Annotated in this window: 11 protein-coding genes; 3 read left to right on the top strand and 8 right to left on the bottom strand. The window is 71.8% G+C overall.

Features of this window, described 5'->3' with window-relative positions; genetic code table 11:
* Positions 1-17 precede the first annotated feature (17 nt).
* Positions 18-935 (bottom strand): dihydrodipicolinate synthase family protein, encoded by a 918-nt coding sequence (locus DSC45_RS06390; RefSeq protein WP_119287958.1) that lies wholly within the window; start codon positions 933-935, stop codon positions 18-20.
* Between the two features lie 2 nt (positions 936-937).
* Positions 938-2,104 (bottom strand): mandelate racemase/muconate lactonizing enzyme family protein, encoded by a 1,167-nt coding sequence (locus tag DSC45_RS06385; RefSeq protein ID WP_119287956.1) that lies wholly within the window; start codon positions 2,102-2,104, stop codon positions 938-940.
* Positions 2,105-2,275: 171 nt separating this feature from the next.
* Between DSC45_RS06385 and DSC45_RS06380 the strand changes: the two genes are divergently transcribed.
* On the top strand, positions 2,276-3,073 hold the full coding sequence (locus DSC45_RS06380) for an IclR family transcriptional regulator (protein ID WP_119287955.1): 798 nt from the start codon (positions 2,276-2,278) through the stop codon (positions 3,071-3,073).
* Positions 3,074-3,164: 91 nt separating this feature from the next.
* Here DSC45_RS06380 and DSC45_RS06375 read toward each other — a convergent pair whose 3' ends face one another.
* The 3 genes from DSC45_RS06375 to DSC45_RS06365 form a co-directional block, all read right to left on the bottom strand.
* Positions 3,165-4,130, bottom strand: a complete 966-nt coding sequence (locus tag DSC45_RS06375) for a sugar kinase (protein WP_119287953.1) — start codon at positions 4,128-4,130, stop codon at positions 3,165-3,167.
* Positions 4,127-4,786, bottom strand: coding sequence for a bifunctional 4-hydroxy-2-oxoglutarate aldolase/2-dehydro-3-deoxy-phosphogluconate aldolase (locus DSC45_RS06370; protein WP_119287951.1), 660 nt, complete (start codon positions 4,784-4,786; stop codon positions 4,127-4,129). The genes DSC45_RS06375 and DSC45_RS06370 overlap by 4 nt, the downstream gene beginning before the upstream one ends.
* A gap of 82 nt (positions 4,787-4,868) precedes the next feature.
* Complete coding sequence (locus DSC45_RS06365) at positions 4,869-6,215, bottom strand: MFS transporter (protein ID WP_119288415.1); 1,347 nt, start codon at positions 6,213-6,215, stop codon at positions 4,869-4,871.
* A 316-nt stretch (positions 6,216-6,531) separates the two neighbouring features.
* Here DSC45_RS06365 and DSC45_RS06360 point away from each other — a divergent pair, with 316 nt between their 5' ends.
* Both DSC45_RS06360 and DSC45_RS06355 read left to right on the top strand, forming a co-directional pair.
* Complete coding sequence (locus DSC45_RS06360) at positions 6,532-6,927, top strand: hypothetical protein (protein WP_119287949.1); 396 nt, start codon at positions 6,532-6,534, stop codon at positions 6,925-6,927.
* A 124-nt stretch (positions 6,928-7,051) separates the two neighbouring features.
* Positions 7,052-8,479 (top strand): alpha/beta hydrolase family protein, encoded by a 1,428-nt coding sequence (locus tag DSC45_RS06355; protein ID WP_119287947.1) that lies wholly within the window; start codon positions 7,052-7,054, stop codon positions 8,477-8,479.
* A 72-nt stretch (positions 8,480-8,551) separates the two neighbouring features.
* On the opposite strand, the gene DSC45_RS06350 is transcribed toward DSC45_RS06355, so the two are convergent.
* The 3 genes from DSC45_RS06350 to DSC45_RS06340 form a co-directional block, all read right to left on the bottom strand.
* Positions 8,552-10,396, bottom strand: a complete 1,845-nt coding sequence (locus DSC45_RS06350) for a glycoside hydrolase family 3 protein (protein ID WP_119288413.1) — start codon at positions 10,394-10,396, stop codon at positions 8,552-8,554.
* Between the two features lie 369 nt (positions 10,397-10,765).
* Positions 10,766-11,566 carry a sugar phosphate isomerase/epimerase family protein gene (locus DSC45_RS06345; protein WP_119287945.1) on the bottom strand — a complete coding sequence of 267 codons (801 nt, stop codon included), beginning with the start codon at positions 11,564-11,566 and terminating at the stop codon, positions 10,766-10,768.
* Between the two features lie 98 nt (positions 11,567-11,664).
* Positions 11,665-12,705 carry a LacI family DNA-binding transcriptional regulator gene (locus tag DSC45_RS06340; RefSeq protein ID WP_119287943.1) on the bottom strand — a complete coding sequence of 347 codons (1,041 nt, stop codon included), beginning with the start codon at positions 12,703-12,705 and terminating at the stop codon, positions 11,665-11,667.
* Between the last annotated feature and the right edge of the window lie 80 nt (positions 12,706-12,785).

The following is a 12,785-nucleotide window of genomic DNA, read 5'->3' as shown; positions in this document are numbered from 1 at the left end:
GCGGGCGGGCACCGGCCTCATCCGGTGGTGACGGGTGCGCGCCAGGACGGCAGCGGGAGGTCGTCGAGGATCTCGTTCAGCGCCTTCTGCGTGACGGAGTCCAGGGGCCGTGCGGGAAGGCGCACCGCGGCCGACGCGATGACGCCCCTGCGCAGCAGCACCTCCTTGTGCACGGCCCAGGCCTGGCCGGGCCGGACGCCCAGGTGGATCAGCGGCAGCAGCCGGTGGTACGCGGCGCGCGCGTCGTCGCGCCGGCCGGCCGCGAGATCGTCGAGCAACGGCCGCAGCAGGTCGGCGAATTCGCAGGCCGGCATGGTGCCGACGGACCCGTGGTCGTACTCCTCTATGAGCGCCTGGGCGTTGAGCCCGCCGAGTACGGCGAACTCGTCCGGCAGCAGGCCCCGCAGGGCGGCGATCTTCGTGACGGTGGGAGGTGTCTCCACCTTGACCGAGGTGATGCCGGGGACGCGCGAGAGCTCCGCGAGCGTCGGCGCGGGCAGGGTCACTCCGGTGACGCCGGGCGCGTCCTGCACCATCACCGGCGCTCCACCGCCTGCCGCGACGTCGGTGAAGAACTCGCCGACCTGGTCGGGTGCGGGCTTGCTGAGGAACGGGGGCAGCACCATCAGCTGGTCGGCCCCGCCGTCCGCGGCGGCCCGGGCCTGTTCCAGCGCGGTGACCGTGCTCGTGCCGTTGACGCCGGCGACGACGGGCAGGCCGGGGCCGGTCACCCGTCGGACCTCGTGCAGGATGACGGCCTTCTCCCGCTCGGTCAGGGCGAAGCCTTCGCTGGCCATGCCGAAGACGGCCAACCCGTCGACACCGGCGTCGAGTTGGAACTCCACGAGCGAGTGGAGCGAGCGGACGTCCAGCTCTCCGGCCGAGGTGAAGGGGGTCGCCAGGATGGGAATGAGGCCGGTGGGCGGCTTGGCCATGGTCAGTGCTCCTCGGAGAGTGCGGTGATCTTCTCGGTGTCGACGTCGATGCCGAGCCCGGGGCCGGTGGGCAGCGCGTAGCCGGAGGCGTCCGCGGCCAGCGGGGTGCGCAGGATGCTCTGGGCCACCGGCAGGACGTCGGCCTGGAACTCGAAGAAGGGGCTGTCGGTGGCGACCGCGGACACGTGGATGCCGGCGGCCAGCGCGATGCCGAGGCCGACGGAGTGGTGGCAGGCGACCGGCACATGGTGGGCGGAGGCCAGATCGCTGATCACCATGGCTTCGGTGATGCCGGTGCGGGCCACATCCGGTTGCGCGAGGCGTACGGCCCGCCGCGTCAGCCAGTCCGCGAACTCGTAGCGGTTGCGCAGCGCTTCCCCGACGGCGACCGGTGTGGACAGCTGTCCGGCGAGCTCGCGGTGGCCCTCGATGTCCTCCGGCGCCAGCGGGGCCTCGTAGAAGAGGGCCTTGCGGCGGTCGAGTTCACGGCCCAGTTCGAGTGCCTCGCCGAGCCGGTAGGCCCAGTGTGCGTCGACCGCGACGGCCAGCGAGGGTGCCGCCGCCGTGACGGCGTCGAAGGTGGCGAGGTCGGCCTCGATGCCCTTGCCGAGGGCGAGTTTGACCCTCGTCGCGCCTTTGCCTGCCCACTGTGCGGCCAGCGCGGCCCGCGCCTCGTCGGTGGGCTCCGGCAGGCCCGAGACGTACGCGGGGACGGTCGTGCGCAGCGGGCCGCCGAGGAGCTCGGCCACGGACAGGCCGGTGATCTTTCCGTGCAGGTCCCACAGGGCGATGTCCACGGCGGCCATCGCGTCCGCCTGGTGCCCGACGAGATGGCCGCGTTCCCGCATGAGTTGACGCATCTCTTCCCACAGCGGGCGTACGCCGCGGGGGTCGCGGCCGACGAGCCATCCGGCCAGGAGCCGGTCCACCACGGCCCGGGGAATCTCCGGGCCGACAGGGGCGAGTGCTTCGCCCCAGCCACTGAGGCCTTCGTCGGTGTCCACTCGGACGAGCAGGGTCTCGAAGCGTCCCGAGTACAGGCTGCGCCAGGGCTCTCGTACGACATAGCCGCGGTCTGCGGTGAGTTCCGCGCCGTCGTCCAGTCGTCCGAGGTACGCCTGGGGGCCTTGGATCTTCAGGACGAACGTCCTGACGTCGGTGATGCGCATCTGGCTCGGGCCTTTCGTCGTTGCCGGTTCATCAACCATGCGCCGCAGTTGCTAATAGTGCAAGCGAGTGCCGTTATTTGAACACGACTGTCGTGGTGTCGCCTCCCTTGCGTCTTCTTCGCATTTCGCACATGCCTTGCTAATAGCGGAAGTGTGAATCAGGATTGCTCCATGGTTTCTGAACGCGGTGGCAATCAGAGCGTCGAGCGGGCCGCGGCCGTGCTCAACGCCTTCACGCTGGGCCGGCCGGCCCTCCGGGTCTCCGACGTCGCCAAGGAGGTGGGCCTGGGCCTCTCCATCACCTCGCGACTGCTCTCGACCCTGGAGAGCGCCCAGTTGGTGCGCCGCGACCCGGTCAGTCAGCTCTACGAACTGGGGCCGTCCGTCCTCACGATGGCGGGTGTCGCGCTGAACAACGACTCCATCTACCGCCAGGCCCGCCCGGTCGCACAGCGTCTCGCCGCGGAGCTCGGCCTCGCGGCCAACGTGGCGGTGCTCTCCGGGGACCAGCTGTTCTACCTGCTCAATGTCGAGGGCCACCTCGCGCAGAAGTCGTTCTCGCTGATGGGGCAGCGCAACCCGCTGCACGCGACCGGCATGGGCAAGTGCCTGCTGCTCGGACTCTCCGCGCAGGAGCGGGTCGACCTGCTCGGCGAGGAACCGTTCACCGCCTACACGACGCGCACGCTGACCGGCCACGAGCAGTTGACGGAGAGCCTGACGGAGGCCGAGGAGCGCGGATACGCCACCGAGGTCGAGGAGTTGGCCCTCGGGCGGGCCTGCCTCGCCGCTCCCGTGCGCAACCACACCGGCAAGGTGGTGGCGGCCCTTTCGCTGTCGGGAGCGCTCTCGGCCATCGCGCTCGACGACCGCCAGGACGCGCTCGGCAGCGTCGTCATCGAGGCCGCGGACACCATCAGTGTCGGCCTCGGCTACCTGGGACCGGTGCAGGCGCCCAGCGTCGGGTGATCCGGCACGGGGGCGGAGGCCGGCCGACTCGCGGGTCGGTGCCCGCCTCCGCGTGCCCCGTTCCGTCAACCTCCGGTACACGACGTCGGGTTCACCGTGTGACGGTGCCGGCCGGCGCGAGCGCGAGCTCCAGGACCGCCCGGTCCGGCAGCCCTTCCCAGTCCCCCTGGGTGGCCACGCACACGGCCGCGACCGCGGAGGCCCGGACCAGGCGTTCCGGCTCCGCGCACCCGTCGAGGAACGCGGAGAGATAGCCCGCGACGAACGAGTCCCCCGCACCGATCGGATCGACCTCAAGGACGGCCGGCGCGGCCCCGAGCCGTACGCCCTCGGGGCCGACGGACAGCGAACCGGCCGCGCCCATGGTGACCACGACCGTCTCCGGTCCGTGCTCCCGCAGGGCGTGCGCGGCCCGTTCCGGGTCACCCCCCGCCTCCGGTACGAGCAGCGCCGCCTCGTCGTCGCTCGCGAACAGGAGGTCGACCAGGGGCACCACCTGCCACAGCTCCGTACGGGCCCGCTCGTCGGACCACAGCCGGGTGCGGTGGTTCAGATCGAAGGACACCGTGACGCCGACGGACCGGGCCCGGGCCAGTGCCGTGCGAACCGTCCTCGCGGCCGCGTCGGACAGCGCCGAGGTGATTCCGGACGTGTGCACCACCCGGCTGCCCTCCACAACACCCGGCGGCAGATCCTCGGGACACAGATGTGAGCCCGCCGAGCCGCCGCGGTAGTAGTGGACGCGCCGACTGCCCGCGAGCGGCTGGTCCTTGAGGAACAGACCGGTGGGTGCCGACGCGTCGGTGACGGCGTGCACCCTCAGGTCCTCGCCGCGCAGCCGGTCCGTCACCAGGCGGCCCAGCTCGTCGTCGCCCACCCGACCGGCCCAGGCGGCCGAGTGCCCCAGGCGCCGCACCCCGATCGCCACCGTCGACTCCGACCCGGCGACCGTGAGACCGAGGGACCGCGCGTGCCGCAGAGGCCCGATGTGGTCGGGCGCGAGGACGGCCAGGGTCTCTCCGAGGGTGGTCAGGTCGACGGCGGACTGCCTGTTCATACGGGGGCACCTTCGGCTGCGTGGACGTAGCGGCGTGCGCGGCGGTGCAGTTCGGCCAGCGAACCGCCGGCGAGCGCGTCACCGATCAGGGGCGAACTCACTGCGACGGCGGTGGCTCCCGCCTCGCGGTACGGGGCGATGTCGCAGACCTCCACGCCGCCGGTGGGTACGACCGGCAGATCAGGCAGGGGCGCGGCGAGGTCGGCGACATACCGGGGGCCGAGCTGGGAAGCCGGGAAGATCTTGACCGCCGACGCGGAGCAGCGCCATGCGGTGAGCGCCTCGGTCGGCGTGTACGCGCCGGGCAGGGAGCCGAGCCCCGCGGCCCGGGCCGCACCGATCAGTGCGGGATCGGTGTGCGGGCAGACGATGAACCGTCCGCCCGCCTCGGCGGTCCGCGTCACCTCCTCGGCGCGGGTGACCGTGCCCGCTCCGACCAGTACCTCCGGGCCCAACTCCGCGGCGGCCGTGCGGATCGCCCCGGTGCTGCCCGGGGTGGGGACGGTGACCTCGACGATCCGTACGCCCGCGTCGGCGAGGACGCGGATCACGTCGAGGAGGGGAGCCTCGGTCCGGGTGCGGAGGATGGCCACGAGCCGGTGCCGGCGCAGTGCCGTCAGCAGCGGGTCGGGACTCGGGGCGGGTGCGGGCGGCATGGCGGCCTTTCGGGGCGTAAGTGCGGGGGAGGTGGGGCGCGATGCGGGCCGGAGGCGGTCCGGCGGCCGTGTCCGCCGGTGATCAGCCCTCGACGGTGATGTCCGCCTTGGGGCCGCTCGTCTCCTTCACCCAGCGCAGCACCGTGATCAGCGTTACGGCGGCGGCCAGCATGAGGTAGAAGGCGGGGGAGAAGTCGTTGCCCGTGGCCCCGATCAGCCAGGTCGCGACGTACGGCGCGGTGCCGCCGAAGAGCGTCACGGACATGTTGTACGGAATGGCGATGGCGCCGGAGCGGATCCTGGGCGGGAAGAGCTCGGCCATCACGGCGTTGATCGCGCCGTCGTAGGCGGCGAGCGGCAGCCCCAGAAGCACCATGCCGAGGATGGCGAACGCGGTGTTGTGCAGCGCCATCAGTTGGAGGGCCGGCCATGCGAGGACCAGCATCCCCGCCGTGCCCCCGATCAGCAGCGGCCTGCGGCCGATCTTGTCCGAGAGCAGTCCCATGAACGGTACGAGGACGGCGACCACGGCGAGGCAGACGGTGGCGGCGAGGAACGAGTGGACCTTGCTGAAGTCCATCGTGTTCTGCAGGTAACTCACCATGAAGGTCTGGAGCATCCAGTGGCCCACGCCCTTGATGACCATGATTCCGGCGAGCACCAGCATGGCCACGCGCGCGGTGCGGAACGTCTCGCGCGTCGGTGAGTCCGAGATGTCCCCCGACTCCTTCATGGCGCGGAACTCCGGGGTGTCCTCCATCTTCAGACGGAGGTAGAGGCCGGTCATGCCGAGCGGCAGCGCGAGGAGGAAGGGCACCCGCCAGCCCCAGGAGGACATCGTCGCGTCACCGAGTCCTGCGGTCAGGGCGAGCGCCAGGCCGGATCCGACCACGAACGCCAGGAAGCCGATGGCGGCGCTCCAACTGGTGTAGTAGCCGCGCCGGTTCCGTGGTGCGTACTCGAAGAGCATGCTGACCGCGCTCGAGGTCTCGCCACCTGCCGCGAACCCCTGGATCAGCCGCAGGGCCACGAGCAGCAGGGGCGCGGCGGCGCCGATGGTCGCGTAGGTGGGCAGGACCCCCATGCCGAACGTGGTCAGCGACGTCACCAGGACGATGATCGCCAGGACGCGCTTGCGGCCGATCCGGTCCGCCAGCGGCCCGAAGAAGAGCCCGCCAAGGGGCCGCACCACGAACCCCGCGGCGAACACGGCGAACGTCGAGAGCAGTGCCGCGGTCTCGTCCCCGTCGGCGAAGAAGTTCGCCGCGATGATCGTCGACAGCGTGCCGTAGATGCCCAGGTCGAACCACTCGACGAAGTGCCCCGCGCCGGCGGCGACCAGCACCTTGCGCGGCGAGGCTTTCGCCACCCCGTCGGGGTCGGGCCCGGTCGAGGGTCGGCGCTCGGGATCAATGGTCTGTTCTGGCATGTCGTCCTCATCGCTCAGGAAGGCACTGCGGGCGCCTCTGTGACTGTCGCGGGAGCACGTGGACCCTGCGGCGCCGTGGTCCTTCCGGACGTCGGGCGCACTCGCGTCCACCATGCAGCAACTCAAATGTGCACGGCGCTTGCTAATAACGCAACCCTCACGCGATATGAGGCCGAGTGTTGCCCTGAGGAGTCGTGAAGCTACGCAGAGCGGCAGGCCGTCGTGCGACGCGTCCACCGGCCCGGGGCCGCCGCAACCATCCGATCCCCTGCCGCGTCCGTACATCAGTACGCTGCTGTGCGGGGAGGGGGCAGGAGTGGATTCTGCGGCGATATCCGGCCGGCGGCGGTGGGCGACGGTCGTCGGCACGCTCGTGGCCGGACTGCTGCTCGCTCTGCTCGGACCCGCCGGCGGTCAGGCGCACGCGGCAGCCTGCTCGGGGCACAAGGCGCGGGGGCTCTCCTTCTCCACCGGCACGGTGCAGATCTACCGCAAGAGCGGTTTCGTCTGCGTGACCGCCCATGCCGAACGCCCGGGAAAGCGGCGGCACATGAGTGTCAGCGTGCAGGCCCGCGGCCACCGCGCGGTCAAGAACGAGGGCCGCTTCACGCGGTACGCGGGCCCGGTGAACGTCCACGCGGGCAAGCGCTGCGTCCGGATCAAGGCGACCGTCGGCAGGGCTTCGGTCAACTCCGGCTGGATACTGTGCTGATGCTCCCCGCCGCGGCCTTCCCCACCCGATCCGGGCATACGTGACCTTTCCCCAACCGCCCCTGGTGCCACTCCGGTTGCTCCGCTAGGTTCCGGCGCACACACGTGAACCAAGGGGAGGGTGCATGAGCAAGGCGCTCAGATGGCTGCTGTCGCTCGTGGTGCTGATAGGCACCGTGAGTACGGCCGGCGCGGCCACCGCCGCACAGCCGGAGGCAGGAGCGAGCACCGACATCAAGGAACGGCTGCTCGCGATACCGGGCATGAGCCTGATCGAGGAGAAGCCCTACGACGGCTATCGCTACTTCGTCCTCAACTTCGAGCAGCCGGTCGACCACCGTCGCCCGTCCAAGGGGACCTTCCAGCAGCGCCTGACCGTGCTGCACAAGGACACCGCGCGCCCCACGGTCTTCCAGACCTCCGGCTACGGCGTCTCCACCACCCCGGGCCGCAGCGAGCCGACCCGGATCGTCGACGGCAACCAGATCTCCCTGGAATACCGCTACTTCACACCGTCCCGCCCCGAGCCCGCCGACTGGTCGAAGCTCGACATCCGCCAGGCCGCGGACGACCAGCACCGCATCTTCCGGGCGCTCGAGCCGATCTACGACCAGAAGTGGCTGGCCACCGGCGGTTCGAAGGGCGGCATGACCGCCACGTACTACGAGCGCTTCCACCCGCGCGACATGGACGGCGTCGTCGCCTACGTCGCCCCCAACGACGTGGTGAACAAGGAGGATTCGGCCTACGACGAGTTCTTCGAGACCGTCGGCACCGCCGAGTGCCGCGACGCCCTGAACGCCGTGCAGCGAGAGGCCCTGGTGCGCCGCGAGCCGCTGGAGAAGAAGTACGCGGACTGGGCGAAGTCCGAGGACGCCACGTTCACGACGGTCGGCACCCTCGACAAGGCCTACGAGGCCGTCGTCCTCGACCTGGTCTGGGGCTTCTGGCAGTACGGCCTGGAGGCGGACTGCGCCGACGTGCCGGACGCCACCACCGCCACCGACCAGGAGATCTACGACTACGTCGACGAGGTCTCCGGGTTCTCCGCCTACACCGACCAGGGCCTGGAGCCGTACACGCCGTACTACTACCAGGCAGGCACCGAGATGGGCGCGCCCACCATCAGCGTCCCGCACCTGGACGGCCTGACCCGCTACGGCTACCAGCCGCCGCGGAACTTCGTACCGCGCGAGATCCCGATGAAGTTCAAGCACGACGCGATGCGGGACGTCGACACCTGGGTCCGGCACAAGGCCACCCGCATGATGTGGGTCTACGGCGAGAACGACCCGTGGGGCTCCGAGCGTTTCCGCCCGGGCAAGCACACCCGTGACACCCACGTCTTCACCGCGCCCGGCGCCAACCACGGAGCCGACGTCGAGGGCCTGGTGCCCGACGAGAAGGCACAGGCCACGGCGGCCATCCTGGACTGGGCGGGCGTCGCACCGGCCTCGGTCGAGGCCGACCCGGCCAAGGCGAAGCCGCTGGCGACCTACGACGCCGAGCTCGACCAGCAGAAGCTGCAGCGGGAGCCGGCGCTGCGCCCGTAGCGCACGTCCCGTTCCGCACGACCGCGCCCGTTGCCTGCACGGCAGCGGGCGCGGCCCTTTTCCCGCGGACGTTCAGTACGACAGCCCGTGGCCCACCGGATACAGCACCTGCTCCGGGTCGTCCGCGCCGGGCACGGGGACCGGCAGGCGGCCGGCCGGCCTCGCCCGGCCCGCGATCACCCGTGCCGCCGCGCGCAGTTCGACGTCCGTCCACGAGTAGGACGCCAGCGAGGCGCGGGTCCCGGCCTCCGGCAGGTACGCGATGTCGTACGGATTGCGGATGGCGAGTGTGACGACGGGGACGCCGGTCTCGGCGAGCGCGCTCACCAGGGCGCGCTGCGGGCTGTCGGCCGTGACGTTGTACGTGCCCACCAGGACCGCGTCCATCCCGTCCGCGGCGGCCACCGCCTCGTCGATCGTCGCCTGCTCGGGGTCGGTGCCGGTGGACAACGCCGTTGCCGAGAAGCCGAGTTCGGTGAACGCCTCGGCCAGCGTGCTGGTCGGCGGCCCGGTGGTGCCGGACGGCGAGTCCGGATCCGCGCCGACCACCAGGAGGTTGCGGTGCCGGCGGCGCGAGAGCGGGAGCAGGCCGTCCGCGTTGGCCAGCACGGTGGTGGTGCGCTCGGTGATGCGGTCGGCGGCGGCGAGGTGCTGCCGGGTGCCGACCGTACGGTCCACGCCCTGGTGCGTGACGAAGGGGTCCTTGAACAGGCCGCGCCTGGACTTGAGTTCGAGGATCCGCAGGATCGACTCGTCGAGCCGCTCCTCGGTCAGCTCGCCGTCCCGCACGGCCGCGAGCAGCGCGTTCCAGGCGATCTCCGGCTCGGGCGGATTGAGCAGCTGGTCCACGCCGGCCTTGACGGCGAGTACCGGCACGCGGTCGTCGCCGTACTTGGTGCGCACGCCTGCCATGCCGAGCGAGTCGGTCACGACGACGCCGTCGTAGCCGAGTTCCTCGCGCAGGATGCCGGTCAGGATGGGGTGCGAGAGGGTCGCCGGGTCCTCGGCGGGGTCGAGGGCGGGCACCACGATGTGCGCGGTCATGATCGAGTCGATACCCGCCTCGATCGCCGCGCGGAACGGCGGGGCGTCCAGCTCCTGCCACTGCTCGCGGGTGTGGTGGATGGTCGGCAGCGCGGTGTGACTGTCGGTCTCGGTGTCGCCGTGCCCGGGGAAGTGCTTCGAGGTGGAGGCGATGCCGGCACTCTGGTAGCCCTCGACCTGCGCGACGACCATCCGGGCCACGGCCTCGGGGTCGGAGCCGAAGGAGCGCACGCCGATCACCGGGTTCGCCGGGTTCACGTTGACGTCCGCGAGCGGGGCGTAGTCCTGCATGATGCCGAGCGCGGCCAGTTCCGCACCGGCGATCCTGGCGGCCCGGCGCGCGTCGCTGCGCGAGCCGCCCGCGCCGAGAGCCATCGCCCCCGGCATCAGGGTGGCCGGCTCTCCGACGCGGGCGACGATGCCGTACTCCTGGTCGGTGGATATCAACAGGGGTATCTCGGAGTCCTGTTGGAGGGCGGCGCGCTGGATGCCGTTCGACAGGTCGGCTGTCTGGTGCGGTTCCTTCGTGTTGTTCGCCCAGCCGAAGTAGATGATGCCGCCGAGGCGGAACTTGGCGATCAGCTCGGTCGCGTTGCGTACGCCGGTCTCTTCGAGGTTCTTGTCGACGTCGGCCTGGTCGGGGTCGGTGGCCGAGGTGCCGTACACCCGCATCACGAAGAGCTGGCCGACCTTCTCTTCCAGCGACATCCGGCCGATGATCCGCCGGAGCCGGTCGCGGCGGGCGGCCCGGGCCTCGTCGGCGGACTCGGCGGACTCGGCGGACTCGGCAGCGACGGCGGGGCTCTGGCCGACGGCGACGGCCGCGGCGCCGCCCGCGCCGGCGGCGAGCAGGGTGCGTCTGGAGGGGCTCACGGGGCTGTGCTGCACGGGCGCTCCCGGGGATGGAGGAGTGAAGTGAAGGAAACTTCCAAGGAGTTACGGATATCCGGAAAGTTATTGCCGGTCAAGGGGTGCGGAACCGACGGACCGGCCCGCACGTCCAAGCCGCGAGCTGCCGGGGAGTCCCCGTGGCGCGGCGTCGGCGACGCACCCTGCCGGCGATGGCTGACCCCCCTCTCCCACCGCGTACGGCCGGCAGCGGGCCGTCACCGGCGCACACCCTCCAGAGCGCCGGTGGCGGTCCCTTTTCGCCCGTGGACGGCGGGTCGAGCCGATGCGTCCGCCCGCCCGACGGGTGCGACCGCGGTCCTCAGCCGATCCCCCGCCCCGCCGGCACGGCTGTCACGCCGCGTCGTTCAGCAGCCGCGCCAGATGCTCCCGGCCCGCGGCGAGCAGCGGCGGCAGCGCCTGTGCCTGCGGATACCAGCGGGCCTCGTACTCCCAGCACAGCCAGCCGTCCCAGCCCGCGCGGCTGAGCACGTCCAGGCACTCGGCGAGCGGCAGCACTCCGGAGCCGAGGGCGAGCGGGGTGGTGTCGTCGGCCGAGGCGATGTCCTTGACCTGTACATAGCCGAGGTACGGGGCGAGTTCGGCATACGTGTCGGCGGGCTCCTCGCCGCCGAGCCAGGTGTGCATCACGTCCCACAGGGCGCCCGCACCGCGGTGTCCGACGGGCCCGAGCACACGGGCCGCGTCGGCTCCGGTCCGGTGCGAGTCGTGCGTCTCGAGCAGCACGCGGATGCCGAGTTCGGTCGCGGGGCCGGCCGCCGCGGCGAGGCGGCGGATGGCGGTCGCGTCCGCCTCCTCGGGGCTCGTCGCCCCGCCACCGCCCGGGAAGACCCGTACGTATCCGGCGCCGAGATCGCGGGCGAGTTCGGTGAGCGCGCGGATCTCCGCGAGCACGGGAGCGTCGTCGCCCGGCGCGGCCACCCGCGGATAACCGGCGACGCCCACCACCTCCAGACCCGCGTCCTTGAACTGCCCCACGGCGTCGTCCCGTTCGCCCTGCCCGACCCCCGGATGCAGGGGCTCCTCGGCGTGTGCCCGCAGCTCCACGCCGTGGTACCCGTACTCACCCGCGATCCGTACGACCTCGGGCGGAGCGAGCCCGGGCACCCCGAGCGTGGAAAAGGCGAGCTTCATCAGGGGCTCCCGGTCCTAGACAGTGCTGCGGAGCCTAAGCGCGCACCAGACCGGTGGGAAGCTGCCGAAGGGGTGGCGAAAACCGGACAGCCGCCCGCTCAGCCACGCGGCGGTGCCGTCGACCCCCGGACCATCAGTTCGCCGTGCACCGTGGCGACGCCGCCCGGCGGTTCGTTCTCCCGGCCCGTCGCGATCCGGCCCGCGCGGGCGCCCGCCTCGTGCAGCGGGAGCCGTACGGTCGTCAGGGCCGGGACCGTGTCGATGCTGAACGGCAGATCGTCGAAGCCGGCCACCGAGACGTCGTCGGGGATACGTCGGCCGGTGTCGCGCAGGGCCGCGCTCGCGCCGAGTGCGACCGAGTCGTTCGCGGCCACGATCGCCGTCAACGACGGCTCGCGGCGCAGGAGTTCGAGCGCCGCGTCGTAGCCTGCGCTGCGGTCGTAGGGGCCGTGCACGGTCGCTCCGTCGGGCAGGCCGGCGGCGGCGAGTGCGGCGCGGTGGCCTTCGAGGCGGTGCCGGGTGGTGGTCCGCTCCTCGGGGCCCGCGATGTAGCCGATCACGCGGTGGCCGAGGCCGAGCAGGTGCTCGGTGAGGCGTCGCCCGCCGCCGCGGTTGTCGAAGGTGAGGGCGACGGCGCCGGTGCCGGGGGCCGGCGGGCGGCCGCAGAGGACCACGCGGGTGCCGGCGTCCGTGAGCCGTTCCATCTTCGCGGCCAGCGCCTCCATGTGCTCGGCGTCCTCGATCGCGCCGCCGGTGATGACGACCGCGTCGGCGCGCTGGCGCTGGAGCAGGGTCAGGTAGGTCAGTTCGCGCTCGGGGGAGCCGCCGGTGTTGCAGACGACGGCCAGACGCTCGCCGCCGGCGCGGCCGCCGGGGCCGCCGATCTCGGACTGCACGGCCCCGGCCATGATCCCGAAGAACGGGTCGGCGATGTCGTTGACCAGGATGCCGACCAGGTCGGATGCGGAGGCGGCGAGCGAACTGGCCGGGCCGTTGAGGACGTAGTCCAGCTCGTCGACCGCACGCAGCACCCGCTCGCGGGTGCCGGCGGCCACCGGGTAATTGCCGTTCAGGACACGGGAGACGGTGGCGGGGGAGACCTGCGCGCGCGCCGCGACGTCCGCCAGGGTCACGGTCATCTCGTCCTCCGGGGCTCGACGTTCGTCATCACGGCCTCCGGACGTTCGCGGTCGTCATCGCGGCCTCCGGAACGCCACCG

The organism is Streptomyces sp. YIM 130001, from assembly GCF_003574445.1.
Lineage (GTDB): Bacteria > Actinomycetota > Actinomycetes > Streptomycetales > Streptomycetaceae > Streptomyces.
This window is presented reverse-complemented; position numbering and strand designations above follow the sequence as displayed.